This is a genomic window from Vicinamibacterales bacterium (assembly GCA_036504215.1).
In the GTDB taxonomy this organism is placed as follows: Bacteria; Acidobacteriota; Vicinamibacteria; order Vicinamibacterales; family Fen-181; genus FEN-299.
Genome location: DASXVO010000035.1, coordinates 283,857 through 310,182, shown reverse-complemented (window position 1 = coordinate 310,182; position 26,326 = coordinate 283,857). Strand labels below are relative to the sequence as shown.

The 26,326-nt window shown below is 67.5% G+C and carries 28 protein-coding genes; 6 read left to right on the top strand and 22 right to left on the bottom strand.

What is annotated here, in order from left to right:
* Positions 1–5 precede the first annotated feature (5 nt).
* The 6 genes from rplS to ffh form a co-directional block, all read right to left on the bottom strand.
* Positions 6–353 carry a 50S ribosomal protein L19 gene (rplS, locus tag VGK32_10010; GenBank protein HEY3382092.1) on the bottom strand — a complete coding sequence of 116 codons (348 nt, stop codon included), beginning with the start codon at positions 351–353 and terminating at the stop codon, positions 6–8.
* Positions 340–1,167: a tRNA (guanosine(37)-N1)-methyltransferase TrmD gene (gene trmD / locus VGK32_10005; GenBank protein HEY3382091.1), complete on the bottom strand. Its 828-nt coding sequence runs from the start codon at positions 1,165–1,167 to the stop codon at positions 340–342. The genes rplS and trmD overlap by 14 nt, the downstream gene beginning before the upstream one ends.
* Positions 1,164–1,697 carry a ribosome maturation factor RimM gene (gene rimM, locus VGK32_10000; protein ID HEY3382090.1) on the bottom strand — a complete coding sequence of 178 codons (534 nt, stop codon included), beginning with the start codon at positions 1,695–1,697 and terminating at the stop codon, positions 1,164–1,166. Before rimM ends, trmD begins: the two co-directional genes overlap by 4 nt.
* A complete protein-coding gene (locus tag VGK32_09995; protein ID HEY3382089.1) occupies positions 1,697–1,948 on the bottom strand; it encodes a KH domain-containing protein in 252 nt (83 codons plus the stop codon). The genes rimM and VGK32_09995 overlap by 1 nt, the downstream gene beginning before the upstream one ends.
* Positions 1,945–2,226, bottom strand: coding sequence for a 30S ribosomal protein S16 (rpsP, locus tag VGK32_09990; protein HEY3382088.1), 282 nt, complete (start codon positions 2,224–2,226; stop codon positions 1,945–1,947). The genes VGK32_09995 and rpsP overlap by 4 nt, the downstream gene beginning before the upstream one ends.
* A gap of 65 nt (positions 2,227–2,291) precedes the next feature.
* Entirely contained in the window at positions 2,292–3,641 is a 1,350-nt protein-coding gene (gene ffh / locus VGK32_09985) for a signal recognition particle protein (GenBank protein HEY3382087.1), read from the bottom strand.
* A 199-nt stretch (positions 3,642–3,840) separates the two neighbouring features.
* Between ffh and VGK32_09980 the strand changes: the two genes are divergently transcribed.
* Positions 3,841–4,242, top strand: coding sequence for a helix-turn-helix transcriptional regulator (locus tag VGK32_09980; protein HEY3382086.1), 402 nt, complete (start codon positions 3,841–3,843; stop codon positions 4,240–4,242).
* Positions 4,243–4,256: 14 nt separating this feature from the next.
* Here the strand turns inward: VGK32_09980 and ftsY are convergent, their stop codons facing one another.
* The 12 genes from ftsY to VGK32_09920 are packed head-to-tail and all read right to left on the bottom strand — an operon-like array spanning position 4,257 to position 16,214.
* Entirely contained in the window at positions 4,257–5,204 is a 948-nt protein-coding gene (ftsY, locus tag VGK32_09975) for a signal recognition particle-docking protein FtsY (GenBank protein HEY3382085.1), read from the bottom strand.
* A gap of 12 nt (positions 5,205–5,216) precedes the next feature.
* On the bottom strand, positions 5,217–6,221 hold the full coding sequence (locus VGK32_09970) for an NAD(P)H-dependent glycerol-3-phosphate dehydrogenase (GenBank protein ID HEY3382084.1): 1,005 nt from the start codon (positions 6,219–6,221) through the stop codon (positions 5,217–5,219).
* A gap of 55 nt (positions 6,222–6,276) precedes the next feature.
* A complete protein-coding gene (thpR, locus tag VGK32_09965; protein ID HEY3382083.1) occupies positions 6,277–6,849 on the bottom strand; it encodes an RNA 2',3'-cyclic phosphodiesterase in 573 nt (190 codons plus the stop codon).
* On the bottom strand, positions 6,827–8,107 hold the full coding sequence (locus VGK32_09960; protein ID HEY3382082.1) for a competence/damage-inducible protein A: 1,281 nt from the start codon (positions 8,105–8,107) through the stop codon (positions 6,827–6,829). Before VGK32_09960 ends, thpR begins: the two co-directional genes overlap by 23 nt.
* A 17-nt stretch (positions 8,108–8,124) precedes the next feature.
* Positions 8,125–8,589 (bottom strand): phosphatidylglycerophosphatase A, encoded by a 465-nt coding sequence (locus VGK32_09955; protein HEY3382081.1) that lies wholly within the window; start codon positions 8,587–8,589, stop codon positions 8,125–8,127.
* A gap of 24 nt (positions 8,590–8,613) precedes the next feature.
* A complete protein-coding gene (locus tag VGK32_09950) occupies positions 8,614–9,531 on the bottom strand; it encodes an RDD family protein (protein ID HEY3382080.1) in 918 nt (305 codons plus the stop codon).
* Complete coding sequence (locus VGK32_09945) at positions 9,528–10,391, bottom strand: hypothetical protein (GenBank protein ID HEY3382079.1); 864 nt, start codon at positions 10,389–10,391, stop codon at positions 9,528–9,530. The genes VGK32_09950 and VGK32_09945 overlap by 4 nt, the downstream gene beginning before the upstream one ends.
* A 51-nt stretch (positions 10,392–10,442) precedes the next feature.
* Complete coding sequence (locus VGK32_09940) at positions 10,443–11,837, bottom strand: sigma-54 dependent transcriptional regulator (protein ID HEY3382078.1); 1,395 nt, start codon at positions 11,835–11,837, stop codon at positions 10,443–10,445.
* Positions 11,838–11,872: 35 nt separating this feature from the next.
* A complete protein-coding gene (locus VGK32_09935; protein HEY3382077.1) occupies positions 11,873–14,152 on the bottom strand; it encodes an ATP-binding protein in 2,280 nt (759 codons plus the stop codon).
* Complete coding sequence (locus VGK32_09930; GenBank protein ID HEY3382076.1) at positions 14,153–14,728, bottom strand: DUF4390 domain-containing protein; 576 nt, start codon at positions 14,726–14,728, stop codon at positions 14,153–14,155. It lies immediately after the preceding gene.
* A complete protein-coding gene (gene nrdR / locus VGK32_09925) occupies positions 14,725–15,183 on the bottom strand; it encodes a transcriptional regulator NrdR (GenBank protein ID HEY3382075.1) in 459 nt (152 codons plus the stop codon). The genes VGK32_09930 and nrdR overlap by 4 nt, the downstream gene beginning before the upstream one ends.
* The gene (locus VGK32_09920) at positions 15,180–16,214 is read right to left on the bottom strand and encodes a lysylphosphatidylglycerol synthase transmembrane domain-containing protein (GenBank protein ID HEY3382074.1); all 1,035 of its coding nucleotides are present in this window, start codon (positions 16,212–16,214) and stop codon (positions 15,180–15,182) included. The genes nrdR and VGK32_09920 overlap by 4 nt, the downstream gene beginning before the upstream one ends.
* Positions 16,215–16,367: 153 nt before the next feature.
* On the opposite strand from VGK32_09920, the gene VGK32_09915 reads away from it, so the two are divergent.
* The 4 genes from VGK32_09915 to groL all read left to right on the top strand — a co-directional run bounded on the left by VGK32_09915 (position 16,368) and on the right by groL (position 19,780).
* A complete protein-coding gene (locus tag VGK32_09915) occupies positions 16,368–17,288 on the top strand; it encodes a phosphoribosylaminoimidazolesuccinocarboxamide synthase (GenBank protein ID HEY3382073.1) in 921 nt (306 codons plus the stop codon).
* Between the two features lies 1 nt (position 17,289).
* Positions 17,290–17,493: a helix-turn-helix domain-containing protein gene (locus VGK32_09910; protein HEY3382072.1), complete on the top strand. Its 204-nt coding sequence runs from the start codon at positions 17,290–17,292 to the stop codon at positions 17,491–17,493.
* Between the two features lie 324 nt (positions 17,494–17,817).
* A complete protein-coding gene (gene groES / locus VGK32_09905; GenBank protein HEY3382071.1) occupies positions 17,818–18,105 on the top strand; it encodes a co-chaperone GroES in 288 nt (95 codons plus the stop codon).
* 43 nt (positions 18,106–18,148) lie between these two features.
* Positions 18,149–19,780 carry a chaperonin GroEL gene (groL, locus tag VGK32_09900; GenBank protein ID HEY3382070.1) on the top strand — a complete coding sequence of 544 codons (1,632 nt, stop codon included), beginning with the start codon at positions 18,149–18,151 and terminating at the stop codon, positions 19,778–19,780.
* Between the two features lie 101 nt (positions 19,781–19,881).
* Here the strand turns inward: groL and VGK32_09895 are convergent, their stop codons facing one another.
* Together VGK32_09895 and VGK32_09890 are read right to left on the bottom strand one after the other, a co-directional pair.
* On the bottom strand, positions 19,882–20,802 hold the full coding sequence (locus VGK32_09895; GenBank protein HEY3382069.1) for a TonB family protein: 921 nt from the start codon (positions 20,800–20,802) through the stop codon (positions 19,882–19,884).
* Between the two features lie 305 nt (positions 20,803–21,107).
* On the bottom strand, positions 21,108–21,566 hold the full coding sequence (locus VGK32_09890; GenBank protein ID HEY3382068.1) for a hypothetical protein: 459 nt from the start codon (positions 21,564–21,566) through the stop codon (positions 21,108–21,110).
* A 320-nt stretch (positions 21,567–21,886) separates the two neighbouring features.
* Between VGK32_09890 and tatA the strand changes: the two genes are divergently transcribed.
* Positions 21,887–22,060 carry a twin-arginine translocase TatA/TatE family subunit gene (gene tatA, locus VGK32_09885; protein ID HEY3382067.1) on the top strand — a complete coding sequence of 58 codons (174 nt, stop codon included), beginning with the start codon at positions 21,887–21,889 and terminating at the stop codon, positions 22,058–22,060.
* Here the strand turns inward: tatA and selB are convergent, their stop codons facing one another.
* A complete protein-coding gene (gene selB, locus VGK32_09880; GenBank protein HEY3382066.1) occupies positions 22,061–24,016 on the bottom strand; it encodes a selenocysteine-specific translation elongation factor in 1,956 nt (651 codons plus the stop codon).
* Positions 24,017–24,048: 32 nt separating this feature from the next.
* Positions 24,049–26,325, bottom strand: a complete 2,277-nt coding sequence (rnr, locus tag VGK32_09875; protein ID HEY3382065.1) for a ribonuclease R — start codon at positions 26,323–26,325, stop codon at positions 24,049–24,051.
* Position 26,326 lies beyond the last annotated feature (1 nt).

The following is a 26,326-nucleotide window of genomic DNA, read 5'->3' as shown; positions in this document are numbered from 1 at the left end:
CCGAGTCACGCCGTGCGCTTGGTTTCCTTCATGCGCGCGGCCTTGCCCTTCAACTCGCGCAGGAAGTAGAGCTTCGCGCGGCGCACGCGTGCGGACCGGACGATGTCCACGTGGTCGATGATCGGCGAGTGCAGCGGAAAAATGCGCTCCACGCCCTGACCGAACGAGACCTTGCGCACGGTGAACGTGGCGCGCGCACCGCCGCGGTGCATGCCGATCACGATCCCCTCGAACACCTGGATCCGTTCCTTGTCGCCTTCACGGACCTTCACGTGTACGCGGACCGTGTCTCCCGACTTCATCTGGGGCCGCTGCTTGAGCTGCCCGCCCTCCACCGCTTCAATCGCGCCCATCGTTCGTATCCTCCCGTCGCACAGGGGCAACCTCCCGGTCGGCCCTGCCAGGTCGTGCGGGGGCGGCCGGCCGGTCGTCCCCACGGTGTAGCTTCAATTCGCGCAGGATCTCGCGTTCTTCCTCGTCCAACTCGGCGGCGGCCAGCAGTTCTGGCCGTCTCGCCAGGGTTCGTTCGACCGCCTGTTGCTTCCGCCACCGCCGGACCTGGGCGTGGTGCCCCGACAAGAGCACGTCGGGAACCGTGAAGCCGCGGAAATCCGCCGGGCGCGTATAGTGCGGGTAGTCGAGCAACCCGCGCGTGAACGACTCGAGCACAACCGACTGTTCGTCACCGACCGCACCGGGCAGCAGCCGCGTCACGGCGTCGAGCACGACCAGCGCCGGCAGTTCGCCGCCGGTCAGCACGTAGTCGCCAATCGAGAGTTCCTCGGTCGCCACCTGCTCGCGCACCCGCTCGTCCACGCCCTCGTAGCGGCCGCACAGCACCACCACGTGGTCGAGCGCACTCAACCGGACGGCATCGGCCTGGCAGAACGGCCGGCCCTGCGGCGACGTCAGGATGATCGCGGCGGCCTGACCGCGCGTCTCGCGGATCCGTTCGACCGCGAGAAACAGCGGCGCCGGCTTCAGCACCATCCCGGGGCCGCCACCATAGGCCACGTCATCGACCGTGCGATGGCGATCCTCGGTGAACTCGCGAAGATCGAGGACCGTCAAGTCCACGAGGCCGCGATCGATCGCCCGCCCCAGGATGCCCTCGCGCGTCGGCCCCTCGAACATCCGGGGAAAGATCGTGACGATATCGAACTTCACGGGCGGCGATTCACTTCCAGCAGCCCTTCGGGCGGATCGACCACGATCCGCCGGGCGGCCACGTCGATGACGACGCAGATGGCCTGGGCGATCGGGATCAACACCTCGCCTCCAGGTCCGCTCACCACCAGTCGACTGGTCCCCATGTCGCCTTCGACCTTGGTCACCTCACCCACCCGGTCGCCCCGCGTCGTTTCGACCGCACAACCCACGAGGTCGTGACGATAGTACATGGCGGGCGGCAAAGGTGCGAGGTCCGCCATCGGGACCCGAAGCTCGACACCCGCCAGCGCCTCGGCGTCGTTCATCGTCACGACGCCGTCAATCCCGACGATCGGGCGCCCGAGGTGCACGCGCATGCTCGCGATCCGCAGACGCTCGACGCGCCCGCCCCGCAAGGCGTGCAGCACCGCCCCCGGCCGAAACCGCTCCTCGACGAAGTCGGTCTCCGGGTTGACGATGACCTGGCCCCGATTGCCGTGGGCGCGCGCGATCCGCCCGACGACCGCGTAGTCGTCCCAGTCGTCCACTAGCGCCCGTCCGGCTCCCGGATTTCGAGCGTGGCGTCGTAGTCGTGATACTCGGCGGCGACCGCCACCAGCGTGCGCAGCGCCGACGCCGTGCGCCCCTGGCGTCCGATCACCCGCCCGAGATCGTCGGGCGCGACAAACAGTTCCACCACGGACATGCCGCGATGGTCGGCCTCGGTCACGCGCACGGTGTCCTGGTCGTCCACCAGGGCTCGGGCCACGATCTCGACCACGTCTCGCGCCTCGCTCACTGGGCGCTCACCGCCGGTGCGGCCGCAACCGCCTCGGGCTTGTTGGTGACGTGCCCGGCGAGCAGCGTGCGAACCGTCTCGGACGGGCGCGCGCCCATCTTCAGCCAGTGCGCGATGCGATCGTGCTCGACGTTGACGGTCGCCGGGACGGTCCGTGGGTTGTAGTGGCCCACGATCTCCACGACGCGGCTCCCCGTGGCCTGCTTGGATTCACACACCACCAGACGGTAATGCGCCTGCTTCTTCGAACCGATCCTGCTCAGACGAATCGCCAGCATCGAACACCCTTTCAATCCTTCGACGTTCTACGTTCGGACCGGCCTTGCAGCGGCCGGCCATGGCCTCAGTGGAACTTCCCCATGCGGCGCAACTTCTTGAGCGCACCCTTGCCGCCGCCAGAGAGACCGCCCAGCGACTTCAACATCTTCCGCATCTGCTGAAACTGCTTCAACAGGCGGTTGATCTCCTCCACCGACGTCCCGCTGCCGCGCGCGATCCGCTTCCGGCAGCTGCCGTTGATTACCCGGTAGTCGGTCCGCTCGGCCGGCGTCATCGAGTTGATGATCGCCTCGACACGGGACAACTGCTTCTCGTCCGGCTTGTTCTCCGCCAGCTGTTTCAAGTTCCCCATGCCCGGGATCATCCCGATGATGCTCTCGAGCGGTCCCATCTTGCGGATCGTCCGCAGCTGGTCACGAAAATCCTCGAGCGTGAAGTCGTCGGTCCGGAGCTTCTGCTCGAGCCGCTGGGCGTCGTCCCGGTCGATGACCTGCTCGGCTTTCTCGATGAGCGACAGCACGTCACCCATCCCGAGCAGCCGCGATACCAGCCGGTCGGCGTGGAACGGCTCGATGTCCTCGAGGCCTTCCCCGCTCCCGACAAATGCAATCGGCACGCCGACGACCGCCACGACCGACAACGCGGCTCCACCGCGCGCGTCGCCATCGAGCTTGCTGAGCATCACGCCCGTGACGCCGACGCGACGGTTGAACTCGCCGGCGCTCTTGATCGCGTCCTGCCCGGTCATCGCATCGGCGACGTAGATGAGATCCGACGGCGATACCGCGGCCTTGATGGCCTGCAGTTCCCCCATCAACTCGTCGTCGATGTGCAGCCGGCCCGCCGTGTCGACGATGACCACGTCGAAGCCCAGGTTCCGCGCATCGGCCAGCGCGTCAGCCGCGCGCCGCACCGGGTCCATCTGGCCCGGCGGATCGAACACCCGGAGCTGAGCCTTCTGACCGAGCACGTTCAACTGCTGGATGGCGGCCGGACGCCGCACGTCGGTCGACACCAGCATCGGATGCCGGCCCTGGCGCGCCAGCCACGTTCCCAGCTTGCCCGCGGTCGTCGTCTTGCCAGACCCCTGCAGGCCGAGCAGCAGGACGACGCGCGGCGACTTCGAGGTTTGCTGGAGGCCGCCGCCGGCATCGCCGAACAGCGCCAGCATCTCGTCGCGGACGATGCGGACCACCTGCTGAGCGGGCGTGAGGCTGCGGAGCACGTCCTGCCCCATCGCGCGGTCGCGCACGCGGTCCACGAACGCCTTGACGACCTTGAAATTGACGTCGGCCTCGAGCAACGCCATGCGGATCTCGCGGAGCGCCGACTCGACGGTCGCTTCCGTGAGACGTGCCTCTCCGCGGAGCGAGCGGAACACGTCCTGCAGGCGGTTACTGAGGGTATCGAACATACGCCGGCCGCACGTCCGACCGGGGTCCGAGGCGGCCTGCAACGCGCGGGCGCGCAGATCCTGCCCTAACCCCATGTCGGGCAAACCCTTATCGTAGCCGGGTGAGAGCAGCAATGTCAATCTCGCTGCGCGAGTCCACCCGCCGGGATTCCCCGACGATCCGACAATCTACTTGCCCGGAGCCCCGGTCCTGCGTAGCATGCGAGCTGAGCCGGCACCCGGAGCGCATCCTATGACCCGATGGAGCGATGCGGTGATCGCCCTGCTCGACGAGCAGGGCATGACGCAGACGGAACTCGCGCGACTGGCCGGCGTTCACCCCGAAACGGTGAGCCACGTCGTGCATGGCGGCCATTGCTCCACTGAAACCCTCGAGAAGATCGCCGCCGCCCTTGATGTCGATCTCGGCGAGTTGTTCGGCGCACCCGTTGACGGCCGGGAAGCCAGCCTGAAGCGCGATCGAGTCGTCAGTGCCGTCCTGCGAGAACTGTCCTCGGCCGTCTCGTCCGCCGTGATGCAGGAACTCTCCGAACGTCAGAAGCGCCGCGGCGGCCGGCAGCGCGTGGTCGAGGTGAAGCTGCCCTTCTCCGACGCGGTCTGAACGGTCGAACCCCGCTACCACTGCTCTTCGAACAGCGCGTCCACGTATTCATCCGCCGAAAACGGGATCAGGTCGTCGATCGATTCGCCGACGCCGACGTAGCGGATCGGCAGCTTGAGGTCGTTCGCAATGGCGACGGCCACTCCGCCCTTGGCCGTGCCGTCGAGTTTGGCGAGAACGATGCCATTCACGCCGGCGACACCCATGAACTCGCGAGCCTGCGCGAGCCCGTTCTGCCCCACGGTGGCGTCGAGCACCAGCAGGACCTGCTGGGGCGCCCCGGGCACATCGCGCGAGGCGATGCGCCGAATCTTCTCGAGCTCGTGCATCAGGTTGACGCGCGTGTGAATGCGGCCGGCCGTGTCCACCAGGATGGGGCTGCGACCGCGCGCCTTGGCCGACGCAATCGCATCGTAGACCACGGCGGCCGGATCGGCGCCCTCGTGCGCCCGCACGATGTCGACACCGGCACGCTTCGCCCAGATCTCGAGTTGCTCGACGGCAGCCGCGCGGAACGTGTCGGCCGCACAGATGAGGGGGAACGCTCCGTTGGATCTCAGGAGATATGCCAGCTTCCCGACGGTTGTCGTCTTGCCCGTGCCGTTCACGCCCACGATGAGGACGACTGTCGGCGTCGACGCGGCCGCCTCGCTCGCAGCGACCTGGGCCGCAGCGTGCTCCTCCGCCGCGTCGAAGATGGTGTGGATTTCCTGCTTGACCAGGTCGCGAAGGCTCTCGCCGCGGCGCACGCGGGTCTTGACGGCGGACACGATCCGTTCGGTTGCGGCAACGCCGACATCGGCGGAAATCAGGAGTTCTTCGAGGGCCTCGACGGTCTCGACATCGACAGGCTGGCTGCGCCGTTCGGGCGCATCCGCGCGCTTGACGATATCCTCGAAGCGCTCGACGAGCTGCTGTTTGGTGCGGGAGAGGCCGTCACGAAGCCGATCGAAAAAGCCCATCCAGCGATTCTATCACCGGCGATCGACCTCGACCCGCTGCGGACGCAGCATGAGTTCCTCAGCCGCGAGCCGGGGGTTCTTTCTTCCTTCGAGTACCTCGGCCATCTGCGCTGCGATGGGCAGCTCGACGCCGTGGCGCCTCCCGAGCGCCAATGCCGCTCCGGTCGTCCGCACACCCTCGGCGACCATCCGCATGCCGCCGAGCACCTCGGATACGGATCGGCCCCGTCCGAGTTCGATGCCGAACTGGCGGTTTCGCGAGAGGTCCCCCGTGCAGGTCAGCACGAGATCGCCCAGCCCCGACAGACCTGCCAGCGTCTCGCGGCGCCCGCCGAGCGCGTGCGCCAACCGGGAGATCTCCGCGAGCCCGCGGGTGATCAGACCGGCCATCGCGTTGTGCCCGAGGCCGAGGCCTTCGACAACGCCCGCGGCAATGGCAATCACGTTCTTGAGCGCGGCCCCGATCTCCACGCCCATGACATCGTCGGTCGTGTAGATGCGGAACAGGCGGCCCCGGAACTCCGCCTGCACGAGTTCGGCAGCGGCCTGATTGGCCGACGCGGCGCAGACCGCGGTCAGCAGTCCGAGCGCGACCTCGCGTGCGAAACTGGGGCCGGACAGCACGACCACGGGGCGGTCGGGGCCAAGTTCCTGCGCGATGACCTCCGAGGCACGCAGCATCGTGTCGACCTCGAGTCCCTTGGTCGCGCTGACGATGGTCGCCTTCGGATGGATGAACGGCGCGGCGGCCTTCAGGACGCCACGCGTGCCGTGCGACGGCGTGACGACGAGCACGATCTCGACACCGCGCAACGCGTCTTCGAGACCCTCGCACGGACGCAACGAGTCGGGCAGCTCGATCCCGGGCAGGAACAGGCTGTTCTCCCGGCGCTCTCGGATATCGGCGACAACTTCCGCCTCGCGGGCCCACAGTCGGACGCTGTGCCCGTTTCGAGTCAGGTGCGCCGCCAGCGCGGTGCCCCAACTGCCCGCTCCGAGTACTCCGATGTCCTTCATTGGGAGTGATGATACTCGAAACCACGGCCCGGCCGGCAAGGCAGGCCCTCCTGGCTCAACGCGCCAGCACCGAGGTCATCACCGCGGAGTACGTGGGGCCCTTCGGCGAGAGGCGGCTCTCGAACAGCGTGACGTGGCCGACCTGGCAGCGGCCGACCTCGGTCGGCGGGAGGCTGGACAGGACGCCCTGGGCGCGCGAACCGAGGGGCGCCTTGACGCGGCCGATCGTCAGATGCGCGCGGAACGGCCGATCCTCCCGCTCGAAACCGAGGCCATCGAGTCGGGTCTCGACCTCATGGTGAAGGGCGACCAGCGCGCGCGCACCGTCGGTGACGCCCATCCAGATCACCCGCGGCGGCCCCGACGGCGGGAATGCGCCGACACCGGCGACCGCAATGTCGAAGCGTGACGTGGCAAACGGCGGTGTGAGGCGGGCGATCACACCGTTCGCCCGGGAGGCATCGACCTCACCGAGGAACCGCAGGGTCAGATGGAGGTTCTGCTGCGCCACCCACGTCACGCTGCGGCGTGCGTTTCCCCGCCGAAATTCCTGGTCCAGGCGCTCGGCGACCGCCGCCGCGCTCCGTCGCACCACGTCGTCGAGTTCAACCGCGATGAAGAGGCGCATGGGAAGACCCGCCGCCCGCCAGGTGTCGCAAGAGGTTCAGCGCCGCCTGCGATGCCTGGAACTTCACCGACTCCCGCCCGCCCAGGAACTGGAACCGGTGCACCGCGTCTCCGCCGGGCCAGACAACCGCAATCACCACCGTGCCGACCGGCTTCTCGGCGCTGCCTCCACCGGGCCCCGCCACACCGGTGATGCCGACGGCCACCTCCACGCCGGCCCGTTCGCGGATCCCGTGGGCCATCGCCACGCCGACCGCCTCGCTCACCGCACCGTGGGCCGAAATCAGCTCCGCCGGCACACCGAGCAGTTCCGTCTTTGCGCGGTTGCTGTAGCAGACGACCCCGCGATCGACATAGTCCGAGCTGCCCGCCACGTCCGTCAGCCGCGACGCGACCAGGCCTCCCGTGCAGGACTCTGCCGTTGCCACGCGCCATCCGTGTTCCCGAAGCCGATCGCCGACAACCTGCTCGAGCGGACGTCCGTCAGTGCTGTACACGTCGTCGCCAAGGACGGCCAGCATCTCGTCGGTCGCACGCGCCAGCGTCGTGTTGCCCTCCGCGACGCTGCTGGCGGATACCGAGAAGTGCAGTTCGATCTGCCCCGGGACGGCGAGGATGCTGGTCGAGACCGGCGGCTGCCACTCGGTCCAGGTCGAATACACCGGCTGCGCCAGTTCTTCGATCGCCGATTCCGAGCGCCCGGCAATCTTCAGCACACGGCGGTAGAGGCGGGCGCCGGACGTCAGAGGCGCGAGCCGTTCGGCGACAACGGCGTCGAACATCGGACGCATCTCGCGCGGCGGACCGGGGAGCAGCACGATCGCGGTGCCCTCGTGCTCCAGCCACTGCCCGGGCGCGGTACCGTTCGGGTTCGGGAGCACGGTCGCGCCGCAGAGGACCTGCGCCTGCGTGCGGTTGACCGCGGGCATGTCGAGTCCCCGCTTCGCGAAGCGCTGGCGGATCCGCTCCAGAATGGCCGGGTCCTCTTCGATCGCCGCACCGGTCGCGTCCGCCACCGCCAGCCTCGTCACATCGTCCTCGGTTGGCCCGAGGCCACCGGTGAGGACGAGGAGATCGGTCCGCGACAACGCGCCGGCAATCACCGCCGCCAGTTCGGCGCGCCGATCGCCGACGATCAGTTTGGCCAGGACCTGGATGCCGATGTCGTTCAGCTTCGACGTGATGAACAGGGAGTTGGTGTCGGACCGAAACGGTGTCAGCAGTTCACTGCCGACGGCGATGATGATCGCTCGCTTCATGACTCTGGTGTCACGCGTTACCGCAGCGCTGGCACGAGCCAGATGATCAGCCGGAGCGCCATGTTCCCGTAGATCCCCGCCACGGCGTCGTCGGCCATGATTCCAAGCCCGCCAGGCAGACGCTCGCACTGCCGGGCCGGGAACGGTTTGAACACGTCGAAGAGGCGGAAGAGCAGAAAGCCCAACAGCACACCGATCCAGCTGACCGGCAGGAACAGCAGTGTGAGCAGCATGCCGATCACTTCATCGAGAACGACCTGACCGGGGTCCGTCCGGCCGTAGTGGGCCTCCGCCTCCGAGCCCGCCCAACACCCGGCCGCGAACAGGACGACGATGACGGCCACGTCGAGCGCAGGCATGCCAGCCCACCGCAGGAGGAGATAGAGGGGAATCGCTGCGGCCGACCCGGCCGTCCCGGGTGCGATCGGGAAGTGCCCCACATAGCCGAACGTCGCGAGAAGGATGGCGAGTCGACTCTTCATGACCACATGGGAAACGTGGGTGGATCAGGAGGCGACGGCCCGAATGACACGAGTGTTCGCCATCCGGTCGTGCAACCCGCGACAGCCGTGATCGAACGCCGCCGGCAGCAAACCCAGTCCAACGGGCAGAAGGCCAAGGAACCCGACAAGCGTCCGAATGAGCGTTTGCCCGATCGACACGGGCCCTTCGTCGCGCGACACGACCTTCAGACCGAAGGCCATCTTGCCAAGCGTCTGGCCGCTTGCCGCCGTCAGCAGCACCATGTACCCGCCGTTCATCAGGAGGAGGAACGCCAGGGTCGGCCACACCGGCAAGATGCCCAGTTCGGCCGTCGCCAGGCGGCACATCCGCAACGTGAAATACAGGACAGCGACGTCGAGAGCGACCAGCAACACAACATCGAGCAGCGACGCCGCCAGCCGACGCTCGGCACCCGGCGCCGCATGCGGGCCCGCCTCCACCGCGGCTGCGTCCGACGAGTTCGCCATGGGCTCGTGCGAAGCGAGGTCGGCCTCGGGGAGCAAGCCGAGATCGCGCTGCGGATCCGACAGGCGCGCGGGGTTCGGGCGCGTTCGCGCCACAGGTGTGGACCGACGAACCGACAGAGGCGGTGTCGGCGCGCTCCCAGGCTTTACGAGCGGCGTCTCGTCGAGCTCGCCGAACAGTGGCAGGTCTGCAGGCCCCACGGCTTCGCCCGACGGTATTCCCGGATCGAGGGTGGGGTCCTGACGACGGCGCGCTGTCCTGGTGGCCGGCGTCGGACGAGGCGGCCTCTTCGCCTCACCTAGGTCGAAATCGGCCAGCGGACCAATCGCCTGATCCGGTCGGAGCGAGAGGTCGGACGCGGGCGGGTTCGACGAAGACAGCGAGAAATCGTACCCGCAGTTCCTGCAGCGTTCGGCCGGCTCGAACCCGATGTAGCCGCACTTGGGGCACTTCATGGTTCCCTGACCGGAGGAGTCGCGGGGGTGAGCGACGGCGGACCAGGCAGCACACCCTTTCCCTCGTCGGCAAGCAACGCGCGCTGGATGTCCTCGCGGACGCGAGCTGCCTCCGACCGCAGGCTGTCACCGGCGGGTATCCCCTCGACGAGACGCAGGGCTTCCCGGGCGTGGCCCGAGGCCAGGAGAGCCCGCGCGCGCTCGAGATCGATCTCGGCCGGGCGCGGCACCGGAAGCGGGTCCTCGGTGGGACGCACGGTGGTCCCCGCGTAGGACCCACGCCAGTCCAGCAGGAAGAACGGCGAGGTGCTCCGATCGAGGGACCCCTGAAGATACAGAAACACGAGCGCCCCGACCGATAGCACCAAGGCGGGCACCACCCAGGTCCGACGCCGAAAGCGATTCCCGACGGCCGGGTCGCGCCTGGGTCGACGCCGCTCGGCGCGGCGACCCGGGCGCGCATCACCGAGCGAACCCGGTCGGTCGAGTCGCGCGAGCCGATCCAGGAACGCCAGCGCCACCTCGTGCGGACCGCCGCGGTCCACCGCCGCGGTGAGCAGGCGCCGGGCATCGTCGGTCTCGCCCCGATTGAACGCGTCGACACCGCGGTGCAGCAGTTCGTCCGACTCACGTTGGCGCTCGCCGATGGCGCTGCGGGCACGGTCGATGTAGGCCTTGGCGCGGGCGTGCCCGCGGTCGAAGAACAGCACGCGCGTCCACGCACTAATCGCCCGGTCGTACTCGCCGGCGAAATACTGGTCGAGCCCCGTCAGCAGGAGCTGTTCGACACGGCTGTCGCGTTCGGTCGCCGTGAGACCATCCGGGCTGAGTGACGGATCGGTGCGAGCTGGGTCGGGCATAGCCGAACGGAAGGTGGACGCGAGGGGATTATATCAAAAGTGCCCGGTGCCCTATGCGGGATCCTCCTCGCGGTCGGCGGACCGGCTGACGATCCCGAGGGCGCGCATCTTGCGGTAGAGATTGCTGCGTTCGACGCCCAGCAGATCGGCCGTTCGAGAGATGTTGCCGTTCTGCGCGTTCAGGGTCCGGAGAATGAACTCGCGCTCGAAGCGCGTGCGGGCGGCCTGCAGCGAGACCGGCTCGGCGCCGGGATCCGCCGCGGCCGGCTCCGGTTCGACGGCGAACGACCCGTCGAGAAATCCGAGATCGCGAACGCTGATCGTGTCGCCCGGTACCATGATGATCAGTCGCTCGATCACGTTCCGCAGTTCGCGGACGTTGCCCGGCCACGGATACTCCTGCAGGGCGGCAATGGCGCTCGCTTCGAGCGTCTTCATGCGGCGACCGTACTCCCGGGCGAAACCGGCCATGAAGTGCTCGGCGAGCAGCGGGATGTCCTCCTGCCGGTCGTGCAACGGGGGCACGAAGATCGGGATGACGTTCAAGCGGAAGTACAGATCCTCGCGGAAGCGGCCGGCACGGATCTCGACGGGCAGGTCCTTGTTGGTGGCCGCCAGGACCCGCACGTCGACGCGCACGCCCGCCGTGCCGCCGACGGGCTCGACCACTTGTTCCTGGAGGACCCGCAGCACCTTCGCCTGCGTCTTCAGGCTCATGTCGCCGATCTCGTCGAGGAAGATCGTTCCCCCGTCCGCCACCTCGAACTTGCCACGCCGGTCGCTCACGGCGCCGGTGAAGGCCCCCTTGACGTGGCCGAACAGCTCGCTCTCGATCAACTCCTCGGGAATCGCCGCGCAGTTCACTTCCACGAACGGACCCGTCCGCCGGCGGCTGAGGGCGTGGACCGTGCGCGCGACCAGTTCCTTGCCGGTGCCGTTGTGCCCGTAGATCAGCACCCGACCGTTGGTCGGCGCGGCCATGGCCACCTGCTCGCGCAGCTGTCGCATGGCGTAGCTCTCGCCGATCATCTGCAGGTTCCGATCGACGCGCGCCCGCAACGCGCGGTTCTCCGCTTCGAGGCGGCGCTGCCGCAGCGCATTGCGCACGACGAGCATCGTCTTGTCGAGGGAGAGCGGCTTCTCGATGAAGTCGAATGCCCCCAGCTTGATCGCCCGCACGGCCGACTCGATGTTGCCGTGCCCGGAGATCATGACCACCTGCACGTCGAGCTGGCGCTCGCGCAGGCGCGCGAGCGTCGCCAGGCCGTCGGCGCCGGGCAGCCAGACATCGAGCAGGATCAGGTCGAACGCGACGCGCGTGACGCGGTCGAGACAGGCCTCCCCGCTCTCCACGGCCTCGACCTGGTAGCCTTCGTCCCGCAGCACGCCGGACAGTGCGCTCCGCACGCCAGGCTCATCGTCTACGATCAGAATCGTCGGTTTCACGAGACACTCTCAGGAAACAGGAGTCAGGAGCCACGCTACGCGGGCAGCTCGATGGTGAAGCGCGTACCCGTCGGCGCATTGTCGGCCACGTCAATCGTACCGCCGTGCTCCGCGATGATCCGCCGCACGATCGCCAGGCCGAGTCCGCTCCCCCGCCGCTTGGTCGAGTAGTACGGCAGGAACAGCTTCTCGCGCTCGCTGGCCGGAATGCCAGGGCCATTGTCAGCCACGACGACGCGCGCCACGCGCTCGGTGGCGGCGTACTGGACCTCGATGGCGACGTGCCCGTGCCGATCCATCGCCTCGATCGCGTTGTCCACCAGGTTGATGACCACCCGGCGAATCTGTTCAGGATCCACCCGGACCATCGGCATCCCGGGCGGCGCCGTACTCTCGATCTTCACCTCCCGGAACAGGCCGACGTAGAGCGACAGCGTGTCGGCGAGCAGGCCCGCGAGATCGGTCGGAATCCGCCGCGGTGCCGGCATGCGCGCGAACTGCGAGAACTCGTCCACCAGCGCCTTGAGCGACTCGACCTCGCCGACAATCGTCTTCGTGCACTCCTCGACCAGCGCACGCGTGGGCGGAGGGGCCGTCTGGAAGTGACGTCCGAGCCGTTCCGCGCAGAGCTGAATCGGCGTGAGCGGATTCTTGATCTCATGGGCCAGGCGGCGGGCCACTTCCCGCCACGCCGCGACCTTCTGCGCACGGATGAGTGGTGTGATGTCGTCGAAGACCAGGACCGTGCCCTCGATGGCGCCGCCCTCGCCGTGCAGCGCGGTCGCGGCCGCGGCCAGGTGCAGTTCCCGACCGTCGTGCGCGAGGCCGATTTCCTGAGGCGGCGGGTCCTGTCCCTCCTGGCGCGCCCCCTCGACCAGGGCGACCAGCGGCTGCAGGTCGGGGCGGCTGAGCAGTTCGACGGCCGGACGTCCCGTCGCCACCTGCCCGTCGAGGGCGAGCAGCCGAGCGGCCGCGGAGTTGATCGTCGTGACATGTCCCGATGCGTCCAGCGAGATGACCCCCGTGGTGATCCGCTCGAGAATCGTCTCGATGTACCGTCGACGCGCCTCGACCTCCTGATGCTGCCGCTGCTGATCGCCGGCCGAGCGCTCGAGATCGCGGCGGCTGCGCCACAACTCGCCGGCCATCGTGTTGAACGCCTCGACGAGCGCACCGAACTCGTCGCTCGTCTCCGGTTCGAGCCGGTGGTCGAGATGCCCGGCGCCGATCTCGCGGGCCGCGGCCGCCAGCCGCTGGATCGGCCGCGTGATTCGCTTGGCGAGGTAGAGCCCCATCCACGTGGCGCTCACGAGGATCATCAGCGTCACCATCAGGAAGAACGAGATGTAGACGCCGATCAGAGGGTTCCTGAGGACGCGCAATTGGTTGTACTGCTCGAACGACTCGGTCATCCGACGCGCGCGCGTGGACATTTCACCCGTGAGGAAATCGGAGGCGACGATGACCGCGGCAGGCGCACCGTCGTTGCCGCGAACGGGCGACGCGGCCCGCACGAGTTCGCCGCCGCTCCCGAGCGGCTCGATGGCGTGCGTCTCCGTGTTCTCCGCCACCACCCGTTCGGCCAGGCGGTCGGCCGACGCGCGGTTGTAGTCCGGCGGCAGCGACGGCGAGCGGACTTCGGCCACCGGCAGCACGTCGGGCCGCGGGCCGCGCCCCGGCGACACGCGGTAGACCTCCACCATCCCGATGCGCTGTTGCGCGACCTCGGGAGAGATCAACTCGAACACCTTCGTCACGTCGGCGTCGGGAAAGCCGAGCGGCGACAGCACCCGGCCGATCCTTCGAGAGGTATCGGACACCAGCTTCTGGCGTTCGCGGTAGTAGTCCGCCGCCGTCCGGTTCGCCGACGCGACGATCTCTTCCATCGGCGCGTTGAACCATCGGTCGAGGCTGCTGCGAATCAGCTCGCTCCCGACGAACAGCACCAGCATCGACGGGATCAGCGTCAGCGCCAGCAGGACCGCGACGAGCTTCGAGCGGAACCGGGCGAACGGCAGGCCACGCCGCCGCTCGACCATCATCTTCACGATGTTCCGCGCGAGCACGAAGACGAGGGCCAGAATCATCGCCAGGTCGGCGGCCGACAACGCGTAGAGGACGAACTCCGTGAGGAAGTCCGGCGAGAGGCGCGACGAGCGGCTGGCGAACGTCAGCGTCGCACCGAGCGCAGCGATCAACAGGGCAATGCTGGCGACAATCAGGATCGGGTTGTCGCGAAACGGACGACGCCCCTGCGCACTCCGCCGGGGCGGAGCGGATCGTGGCGCCGGAGCGGTATCCCGCAGGCTGAGCATCTACTGGATGACGGTGAAGCGCACGTAACCGGTGGTGGCCCCTTGCTCCCACGGCCAGAACAGGAGCCAGTTGACGCGCGGCCGGGTGATCGCCCGAACGCGCACGTAGTACTCGACATTGCCCTCGAGCTGTGCCGTGCTGAACAGCGGCAGTTGCTTGAAGACCGTCAGCCACTCGCGCACGAGCGATTCGTCCTCGGTGAGGCGCGGCTCCTCGCCGCGACCATCCACGGTGCGGGCGAGCCGGTGCTGCCGTGTGAGATTGTCGAACCGGACGCTGGCGGTGACGGTGGACGAGGCGATCGTGCGGTCGAACCAGAGCAGCCCATCGCGCCGCAAATCGATCTCGTAGGTAATCGTCGCGGGCAGACCGCTGCGGATCGCCTCGCGCAACTCGTCCGTGAACCCGTTCGAGAGGGTGAACGACACCAGGATCCGGCCGTCCTTGGCCAGCGTCACCACCTGGAGCCCTTCAGTGCCCGCGGCCAGCACCGGTGCGGCCGGCCACGCCCGCCAGGCGGAGGCGCCCACCAGAAGGACCGTCAGGAGCGTTCCCGTCAGGAATCTCCGTGTCATTCGCCCGCGTTCAGCAGTTCCTCGAGCTGCTTCCTGAATTCCCCGACATCGCGGAAGTTGCGATACACCGACGCGAACCGCACGTAGGCAACCTCGTCGAGATCCTTCAGCGCCTGCATCACGAACTGCCCGACTTCCGCCGTGGCAATCTCCTTCTCCGGCCGCTCCTGGAGCGTCGCTTCAACGCGGTCCGCCACCTTCTCGAGCGTCGAGACGCTCACCGGGCGCTTCTCACACGCCTTCAGCATACCGCCAATGAGCTTCTGGCGCTCGAAGCGCTCGCGGCTCCCGTCCTTCTTCACCACCATGTACGGAATCTCGTCGATCCGTTCATAGCTCGTGAACCGGCGGCCGCAGTCGAGGCACTCCCGTCGCCGTCGGATGACCTCGCCTTCCTTGCTCTCCCGCGAGTCCACCACCTTGTCGCCCAAGTGGCCGCAGTACGGGCATTTCATCTGGCTCCCTCCTCCTCCGCCGTGGCCGAATCGGCCAGACGCCGCATGCGGCCCAGGGTCAGACCTTCCTGGGCCATGAAGACGATGCCGAGAAGCGTCACCGGCACGAACGAGATGGCGTGCAGGACGATCGCCGCCCCAACCGCCCGGTCGTTCGGCGCGTGAAAGAACGACGTCACCGCAATCCGGTATGCCTCATGAAACCCGCCCACCGCCCCCGGCGTCGGAACCAGCACACCGGCCACCAGCACGGTGGTGAGCAGGAACGATCCGACATACGACATCTCGATGTGGAACGCATGGGTGACGAGCCACGCGCCCGCCGCAATCGAGAGCCACAACGGGAACGACCAGACGAACACCATCACCAGTTGCTGCGGCCGGCGGACCGCCGACAACCCCTCCGCGAAGGTCCGCGCCATGCCGTCCACCAGACGCGCCAACCGCGCGGGCAGCACACGCTCGACCCGCGCGGACAGCCGGCCCACGGTCTCGGGCCGACCAGCGAGCACGAAGAACACCACCAGCACGGCCACTGTCACCGCGGCAACCACGAGACCACTGAGCTTCACGGCGTTGAACACCCGCGGGTCGGCGTCAACGACCGCCGGATCGTCGAGCAGCAGGAACACCGCGAACAACGCCAGCACGGTCACCATGTCGAACACTCGCTCCAGGATCACCGTGGCAAACGTGGCGGTCGCGCTCAGGCCCTCGCGCCTCGCCAGGACATACGGGCGCAGAAACTCGCCGGCGCGCGCCGGGAGCAAGAAGCTGGCAGCGAATCCCATCACCGTCGCTCGAAATACGTTCAAGAACCGGGTCGGACCGAGTCCCTGGAGCAGGTACTGCCACCGGATCGACCGGCTGGCATAGGTCGTCATCGTCATCACGACCGCGACGAGCACCAGACCGATGTCGCCTCGACGGATCTCCGCCCAGACGCCGGCCAGATTCGCGTGACGGAGAAACCACGCAAGCAGGGCGACAGCCAGGACGAAGACGACGATGGTTCGCAGGTGGGCACGCATGCGGCGCGATGGCACTCTACTATAAGAACCCACTCAGGTCTACGGCGCCTGGGCCGCCCATAATCCTGCCCTTGCGGTGATCGGGCACCGCCCGGTATCATGGCGGCCTTCGCCTGTTCCCGACGTGACGTGTGCCAGACGCGAGGTTCTCCGATGGCGCTGCCGGCCCCGCTGCTCACGACGAGGTTTCCCGAGATTTCGCCAAGCCGATGCGGCAAGGTTCGTGACCTCTACGAGGTCGGCGACGACCTCGTCATCGTCGCCACCGACCGCATTTCGGCGTTCGACTACGTGCTCGGCTCCGGTATCCCGGACAAGGGGAAGGTCCTGACGCAACTGTCGGCCTTCTGGTTCGATCTGACGGCGTCGGTGGTGCCGAACCACGTCCGGTCGACGGATCCGGCGGAGTTCCCGGCGCCGCTGCGGCCCCACGCGGACGTGCTGCGCGGCCGCTCGATGCTCGTGCGCCGCAGCCGACCGGTCCCGATCGAGTGCGTCGTCCGAGGATACCTGGTTGGGTCGGGCTGGGCCGAGTATCGCAAGAGCGGAACGGTGTGCGGCATCGCACTCCCGGCCGGCCTGCGGGAAGCAGACCGCCTGCCCGAACCGATCTTCACACCTTCGACCAAGGCCGAGAGCGGACACGACGAGAACATCAGCGAGGAAGAGGCCGGCGAGTTGGTTGGACGCGGCCTGATTGGCCGGTTGAAGGCGCTCTCGCTGAAGGTGTACGCGATGGGCGCCGCGCATGCCGAAACCCGCGGCATCATCGTCGCCGACACGAAGTTCGAGTTCGGGCTGGCGGCCGATTCGGCAGACGGCGACGAGGTGCTGCTGATCGACGAGGTCCTCACGCCCGACTCGTCCCGCTTCTGGCCCGCCGACGGCTATTGCCCCGGGGGGGGCCAGCCCAGCTTCGACAAGCAGTTCGTCCGCGACTACCTCGAACAGATCAAGTGGAACAAGCAGCCGCCCGTGCCGTCGCTTCCCTACGAGGTCGTGGCGAAGACGCGCGACAAGTACCTCGAAGCGCTGCGTCGGCTGGCCGGCCACGAACTGGACGCCCGGAGTTGATGTGCGCGAGCGGCTCGAACGCCTGATCGCGGAGATGGTGGACCGGGGCATCCTGTTCGAGGACGCGGTGTCGGCCTTCGAACGCGCGTTCATCGATCGCGTGCTGGAGCGCCACGAGGGCAATTTGTCGTCCGCGGCTCGCGAGCTGCGCATCCACCGGAACACCCTCAGCCGCAAACGGGCGGAACAGAAGCTGCGACGCTAGCGTCGATCCTCGACATCCCCTGCCACCGCGTGTTTGCACTCATGCCTCTTCGCCGTGACTGCCGCTCTCGCGCTGGAGGGTCACGCCCGAGCACCGCGCAGCTCCGGGTTGCCGGCCTCGCACGACAGCCCACGCAAAACCGAGAAGCGTCTCGACTGCCCCACGCCCCTTGACAGCGCTCACAGAGGGGCTATAATTGGCACTCGAGCATATCGAGTGCTAACAGTATCGCGTTCGGGTGCTAACTCCGGCACCCCGCGAGTGCCAAACCGCCCCGGCGCGCCGCCGGGCCGTGCAACCGCAGATTCAGTGGGGGTAACATCGATGAAAGCCAGACCGCTACACGACCGAATTCTCGTCAAGCGCATCGAAGAGGGTGAACAGAAGATCGGCGGCATCATCATCCCGGATTCCGCCAAGGAAAAGCCGCAGCAGGGCAAGGTTGTCGCCGTTGGAGCCGGCAAGGTGAAGGACGACGGCGGACGCATCGCGCTCGACGTCAAGGCCGGCGACACGATCCTCTTCGGGAAGTACTCGGGCCAGGAAATCAAGCTCGATGGCGAAGATTTCCTGATCATGCGCGAAGAGGAAGTGCTGGCGATTCTCGAGTAGTCGATCCCTGCAATTCACCCAATCCTGAACGGAGCAGACCACGATGGCAAAGCAGATTATTTACGGCGAGCAGTCACGGCAGGCCTTGTTGCACGGGGTCAACGCCCTCGCCGATGCAGTGAAGGTCACCCTCGGCCCCAAGGGCCGCAATGTCGTCCTCGACAAGAAGTTCGGATCGCCGCTCATCACCAAGGACGGCGTGACCGTCGCCAAGGAGATCGAGCTCAAGAACCCGCTCGAGAACATGGGCGCCCAGATGGTGCGCGAGGTGGCGAGCAAGACCTCGGACATCGCGGGTGACGGCACGACGACCGCCACGGTACTCGCGCAGGCGATCTACCGCGAAGGCTCGAAGAACGTGGCCGCCGGCGCGAACCCGATGGAACTGAAGCGCGGAATCGAGCGCGCGGTCGAGGTGGTGATCGAGTCGATCAAGAAGCTGGCGAAGCCGGTCAAGGGCAACATGATCGCGCAGGTCGGCACGATCTCCGCGAACAACGACAAGACGATCGGCACCATCATCGCCGAAGCGATGGAGAAGGTCGGCAAGGACGGCGTCATCACGGTGGAAGAGGCCAAGACGCTCGAGACCTCGCTCGAGGTCGTCGAGGGGATGCAGTTCGACCGCGGCTACCTGTCGCCCTACTTCGTGACCGACCCGGAACGGATGGACGTGGTGCTCGAGAACCCGATCATCCTCATCCACGAGAAGAAGATCAGCTCGATGAAGGACCTCCTCCCGGTCCTCGAGCAGGTTGCCCGCATGGGTCGTCCGCTGCTCATCATCGCGGAAGACGTGGATGGCGAGGCGCTCGCCACCCTCGTGGTGAACAAGCTGCGCGGGACGCTGTCGGCAGCCGCGGTGAAGGCACCGGGCTTCGGCGACCGTCGCAAGGCCATGCTCGAGGACATCGCGATCCTGACCGGCGGCCGGGCCATCACGGAAGACCTGGGCATCAAGCTCGAGAACATCCGCATCGAGGACCTCGGCCAGGCCAAGAAGGTCACGATCGACAAGGACACCACGACGATCGTCGAGGGCAACGGCACGGCCAAGGACATCGAGGGCCGCGTCAAGCAGATCCGCGCGCAGATCGATGACACGACCTCGGACTACGACCGCGAGAAGCTGCAGGAACGCCTCGCGAAGATCGTCGGCGGCGTGGCGGTGATCAAGGTCGGCGCCGCGACCGAGACCGAGATGAAGGAGAAGAAGGCGCGCGTCGAGGACGCGATGCACGCCACCAAGGCCGCCGTGGAAGAGGGCATCGTGCCGGGCGGCGGCGTCGCACTGCTGCGCGGCGTGATCGCGCTCAACAAGCTGAAGCTCGACGGTGACCAGCAGATCGGCGTCAACCTGGTGAAGCGCGCCATCGAGGACCCGATGCGCTGGATCGCGAACAACGCCGGCGTCGAGGGCTCGATCGTCGTCCAGAAGGTGCTCGAGAGCAAGGACGAGGAGTGGGGCTTCAACGCGCAGGACGAGAAGTACGAGAACCTGGTGCAGGCTGGCGTCATCGACCCGGCGAAGGTCGTGCGCACGGCGCTCCAGAACGCCTCGTCGATCGCCTCGCTGCTCCTGACGACCGAAGCGATCGTGTGCGACATCCCCGAAGAGAAGAAGGAGTCGGCGATGCCTGGCGGTCCCGGCGGCGGGATGGGCGGGATGTACTAAGAAGTCGATGATGCGCGTCAGTCGATGACGCGCGCCAGTCGGTGCATCTCGATAGTCAGTGGGCCCGGTGGGCGGTCACGCCTGCCGGGCCTTTTTCTTACCTACCGCAGCGTGAATGCAAGTTCGATGGAGATGATGACGGGAACCGGCTGGCCCTGTTTCTTGCCCGGCATGAACCGCCACTGCTTGGCGGCCTTGACGGCTTCCTGATCGAGCCCGAACACCGGGTCGAGTGACTTGACGACCTGCACGTCGGTCACCGTTCCGTCCGGCAGGACGACGCACTGGACGATGACGGTTCCCTGGATCTTGGCGCGCATGGCGTCAGCCGTGTATTGCGGCTTGACCTCGCGGATCAGCACCGGGTTCTCGACCCCACTGCCCGGTCGATACGCGCCGCCGCCCGTCCCGCCGCCGTAACCAGGGCCGAGGCCCGAGCCGGTGCCTGGGCCGATGCCTGTACCGGTCCCCGTGCCCGCGCCGCCCCCGCTCCCCGGGCCGAGAGAGAGCGACGAGGTCGATACGCCGTCGAGCGTGCCAGGCAGGGTCTGCGTGGACGCGCCAATCATCATCGCGGGGATGTTGAGCTGCTGCTCGGGAACCGGCTGGTCCTTCGGCTGCACTTGCGCAACCGGCTTGACTTCTGGCGGCTTCTCGACCGGAACGCTGATCTTCTGCTTCCCGGGCAGTTCGGCCTTCCGTGGAGGCGCCTGCATCCGGTTGCCGCCGCCGCCGCCGCCACCGCCGGGCCCCGGTTCGTTGGTCCAGATGATGTCGTGCAGCGGAATCTGGTCCATCGGCTGGCCCGTGAAGCCGCCGGGCGCGTACCGCGCGATGAGGAACACCAGCACGGTGATGCCGACGTGGGCGAGCAACGACACCATCGCCGCCGACGCCACGCGTTCCTTGCGGGGTTGCTCGAAAAGAAAAGGCAATTCGGTGCCAGGACGGTCGCCGAGATGGACCGACAGGTGCCCAACCGGGGCGCTCAGGTCGCGGGTGGTCGTCGAAGTGTCAGACATGGGCACTGGGGCCGCTCACTTTTCTATGATCGCGCAGCCCGTCTCTTCGAGCAACTGCAAATCGAATGCCCGTCGAGGTTTGCCGTAAACCCACCGACTTTCGAGGGTGCCGACAACTCGACGGGACCGCGGCGCGTAAATCAGTGACGCCTCCACAGGACAGCGCCCACCCGGCGTCTCCGCCGGACGACGTCGAAGCGCCTCACATGGGATTTGCCCGAGCAGACCGGAACGTCACGACCGCAACCCAAATCTCACGTGCCGCGTCATGGCTCACGGCCGCTGTGTCCCGCCCGGGATCCGCCCTACAACCGGCCGGTCCAGGCGCCGATGGCGGCATTCCCGCCACCGTAGCAGTGCAGCGTGGACAGCGCATCGGCCGCGCGAGGTTCGCTTCGGACGGCCACGAGCACCCCACCGCGCACGGTCAACGTCTCGAAGATGCGGCCGTCGTGCGGCTGGAATCCGACCCGCGCCAGTGTCGCCGCCAGTCCTGTCCTGGCCAGGTCGCCCGCCTTGTCGTCGAGCGCCGACAGGAGGCTTCCGACCGCAACGACCGATCCGACGCCGTGCAGGTCGAGCTTGTCGGGCGTCCTGCCGAAGACCTTCTGAAGCAGGCCGGCCGTGTCGGCCCCGTCCTTCGCCAGCAGCGTCAACGCCTCGGCTGAGAATCCCTGGCGCTTGAGGGCATCGACCCCTCGTTCAGCCGAGGCCACGTCCTTGAAGACGCCAATCGTGTATCGACCCGTTTCAACGGCAGCCATCAGCACCTCATCGATAGACCGAAACCGTCAACCCCACCGTGAGAGCGCCCGATCGGCGGCGCCCGTTTCCTCGAGCACGCCCGGAACGGCCGTCACCGGCCGGACCGCGCGGCGCGCCGATACTGCCCCAATCGCACCTGACGCGGCATGACCTTACTGTAAGCTTGATGAGGGCCGGCTTCAAGCCCGCCCGTGAGCCACATCCTCGTCGCAATCGTGGTCGCGCGGTTCGAGGCGAGCCCAGGCCGGGCACACAGGCGGCCGCTGAGGCTCCAGGTCGAAGGCCTCGTGCAGTGATCCGAGAGTGGTACAATGGCGCCATGGGTAGCCTGGGCTTGCCGGAACTGATCCTGATCCTCGCGATCCTCGCGCTCGTCTTCGGTGCGAATCGCCTGCCCGACCTTGGCCGCGGCCTCGGCAAGGCGATCCGTGGGTTCAAGGACGCGTCGCGGGACCATCACGACGCCCCGCCCCCCGGCGACCGACCTCACTAGTCAGATCAAGACCCTCGAATCGCCCACCCTCCGTGTGACCCGCTCTCGGTCGAGATACTCCAAGAGAGGGATCGCGAACTTCCGCGAGATGCCGTAGCGCTCCTTGAACGTCGCCACGTCAATCCGCGTCTCGCCGCCGGATGCCGCCTTCAGCGCGGCGATCTCGCGCTTGAGTTGTTTCAGCGCATCATCGTGGAACACCAGCGTGTCGAGCTTGACGAGCACCTTCTGACGGACGAGCAACTTGACCACACGGTCGAGCACGTCGGGCGGTATCCCGCCGGACGCGGCAACCGCCTGCGGGTCAGGTGGTTTCAAAGCGCCATCCAGGATCGCCCGCTCGATCACCTGGCGTCCTCTCTCCTCTTCGCCTGACAGCGCCACGCGGTGCGACGCGAGTGACAGGCGGTCGCGCCCAGCGACCCGCCGTGCGTCCTGGAGGGCGCCCACGACGTGCTCGAAGACGCCAAGGCCGGCGCGGGCAAAGGCCCGTTCGCGCACTTCTTCACGCGGCATGCCCTCGGAAAGCGGTTCGGTGCGATGATACTCGCCGAGCATCGCCATCACCTGGCGGGAGAGCGCCTCGAGCACGGCCGGCGCGACCAGCACGTCGGCAGCGCGTACGGCGGTCCCTGAATGGACCAGACGGGCAATCGTCTCGGCCACCTGCTGTGGTGCCACGCCCGCGCGGCTTGTCAGACTCGACACCGCCAGTCCGGCGATTCCCCGCTCGGTCACCATCGAGGCCACGGCCTGGTCGGTGGCCTCCTCGGCGGGTCGCCCCTCTGGATCGAGCGCCAGGAACCGCGCTCGCGCCGCAGCGGTGCGGATCGGTCCCCGTAACGGGTGCGGATCGAGAACGAGACCGCCGGCGATGGTCGTCGGCGGTGAATAGGCGCGCAGGATGAACCGATCACCGCGCGACAGTACTGCGGGACGTTCGAGCCGGATCCGCACGTAGGCCTCGCGTCCGGGCGGAATCTCCGCCGTCTCGCCCGTGCGGGCAGGCCCCGGCTCCGCCACCCGGTCGAGCACCGCGGCGAGCGCCACGCGGCCAAGGATCTCGCTCGTCCCCTGGTGAACGCGAACCCGTGCGCCGTGACGAATGGCATGCGCCGTCACCACGACGGCCACGCGGGCGTCGATCACGCGGGTCGGCTCGAGCACGCCAGGCGTCACGAGCGAATCGCCGCGGCCGACCTCGCCGAGGTCGATCCCGGCCAGGTTGACGGCGACGCGCTGGCCGGCTGTGGCCGCACTTTCCGCCTCACCGTGTACCTGCACACCGCGCACCTTCACAGGTCGGGCCGGCGGCAGCAACTGCAGTTCCTCGTCCACACGGATCTGGCCCGACTGCAGCGTGCCGGTCACGACGGTACCGAACCCCTTCACCGAGAACGCCCGGTCGATCGGGATCCGTACCGCGCCACCACGCCCACGCGGCGGGACCCGACGCGCAAGTTCGATCAACGCTCGTTCGAACCGGTCCAAGCCGTCACCTGTCTTCGACGACACCGCGACGACGGGGGCGTCCGCCAGGAAGGATCCGGCCGTCAGTTCACGAACCTCCATGCGCACCAATTCGATCGTTTCCGCGTCGGCCAGATCTGACTTGGTGATGGCGATCAGTCCGCTCGGCACCTGCAGGAGCCGACAAATCTCGAAGTGCTCACGCGTCTGCGGCATCACGGATTCGTCAGCGGCCACGACGAGCACGACGGCGTCGAAGCCGCCGACGCCGGCCAGCATGTTCTTGACGAACCGCTCGTGGCCGGGCACATCCACGAACGAAAAGGTGAAGTCGCCGCTCGACCAGTGGGCGAATCCGAGATCGATGGTGATGCCCCGCGCCTTCTCTTCCTTCAGCCGGTCCGGATCGGTCCCGGTCAGCGCTCTCACGAGGGCGCTCTTCCCGTGATCGATGTGCCCGGCCGTACCGACGATGATGTGTCGCATGGCCTATCCAGCTACCGACGGAGGCGTCCCCATCAGTGCCTCGATCCTCGTCGCGATCCGCGCGCGTGGGACGGGCGCTTGCGCAGCGTCTCACGTGCCGGCGAGGCCTTGCGGCGGCCGCCATGCGCTCGTCCATTCTTCCGCACGGCATCGAGGATGTCGACGAGCCCCAACTCGATTTGCCGCTTGTCCAGATCGACGCGGACGACCCGGACCCGCACACGGTCACCGAGGCGATACACCTTGCGGGTGTTCTCCCCGCGCAGCGTGTGAGCGGTCTCCACGAAGCGGTAGTAGTCGTCGGCCATGGTCGAGACGTGCACCATACCCTCGACGAGGTGCTCGGTCAGTTCCACGAAGACGCCGAACGAAGCGACGCCCGTGATGTAGCCGTCGAACTCCTCTCCGACCTTGTCGCTCATGAAGCGGACCTTCTTCCACTGCACGAGTTCCCGCTCGGCTTCGTCGGCACGGCGCTCGCGGTCCGAGGTGTGCCGGGCGATCTCGGGCAGATCCTTCTCGAGCGCCTCCCGTTCGGCTTCAACCATCGCGCCACGCCGCGCGAGCCGAAGCAGGCGGTGGACGACCAGATCGGGGTAACGGCGAATCGGGGACGTGAAGTGCGTGTAACTGGTGAAGGCGAGACCGAAGTGACCGAGGTTGGCCGCCGCATAGCGCGCCTTCTGCATCGTCCGCAGCATGAGCACGGCAATCGGCCGCTCCTCGGGTGTGCCTTGAATCTTCTGGAGCAGCGCCTGGAAGTGCCGTGGCCGCACCGCCTGCGGTGGCACGGACAGGCTGTGGCCGAGGCTCGAGACGAATTCCTCGAATCTGACCACCTTGAGCGGGTCCGGCGACTCGTGCACGCGATACAGGCCCGGCACACCGCTCGTATCCAGGAACTCAGCCACCGTCTCGTTGGCGAGGAGCATGAACTCCTCGATGATTCGGTGGGCGATGTTCCGCTCGGACGCGATGATCGCGTCGACTTGCCCCGCCTCGTCCAACACGACCTCCGCCTCGTCGAAATCGAAGTCGATCGACCCGAGACGATGGCGGCGCGCATTCAGGATCTCGAACAGCTCTCGCATCCGCTCGAAGAGCGGCACGAGTTCTCCGTGGTGGGCCGTCGTCTCGGGCGATGTGCCGGTCAGGATCGCGTTCACGTCGGTGTAGGTCATCCGGGCGCGCGTGCGGATGATCCCGTCGTGGAACTCGTGGCGAAGCACCTGTCCCCGGCGGTCCACCTCCATCAGGCACGACTGCACGAGGCGATCGACCTGCGGGTTCAGGCTGCACAGACCGGTGGCCAGATCCTCGGGAAACATGTGCAGCGCACGCTCGGGGAAATAGACCGATGTCGCCCGCTCATAGGCCTCGGTGTCGAGTGCGCTACCCTCGCGGACATAGTGCGACACGTCGGCGATGTGAACGCCCAGCCAGAAGTGTCCGTTCGGCAGCCGCTCGACCGAGATGGCGTCGTCGAAGTCGCGCGCGTGCTCGCCGTCGATCGTCACGATGTCGAGATTCCGGAAGTCGGTCCGATCGGCCAGATCCTGTTGACGCGCGTGCATCGTGCGGGGCGTCCCGCGTCCGTCGAGGAGGCGCCGCGCCTCCACGATCGCAGCGTCTCCGTGTGCATCCGGCAGGCCGTATTTCCGGATGATGATCTTCGTGTCGACACCGAGATCATCGATGCTGCCGAGCACCTCGGTCACGCGGCCGATGGGACCACGGGTGGCCGTCGGCCAACGCGCGATCTCGACGGCGACCATCTGTCCCGGCCTGGCCCCACCCGCGTCGTTGGCAGGCACCGCGACATCGGTGATCAGCCGCTGATCGAACGGGGTGACGAACCCGAGACCCGCCTCGTCGAAATCGAACCGCCCAACGACTACCGCGTTCGCCCGCGTCAGGATCTTGATGATCCGGCCCTCCGGCCGATCCCCATCGCGATAGCGTTCTATCCGCGCGACCACGCGGTCGCCGTGCATCGCTTCCTTCATGTGCGGTGCCGGGATGAACACGTCGCGTTCGCCGGGTTCCTGCGGCCGCTCGGCGATCACGAATCCGAAGCCGCCTGCGTTGGCCTGCAGGCGTCCAACGACGAGATCCATCTTCTCGGCCAGACCGTATCGCTTCCCGCGAACCTCGACCAGATCGCCGTCGGCGGTCAGGGCCTTCAAGTACCGCCGGAAGGTCGCGCGCTCCTCCCGCGGAATCTGGAGGAGGTGCATCAGTTCGCGCGCCGAGGCAGGGTGTTGAGCACGTTGGCGAACGAGCCGCAGAACGTCGTCGCGGGTCAGCATG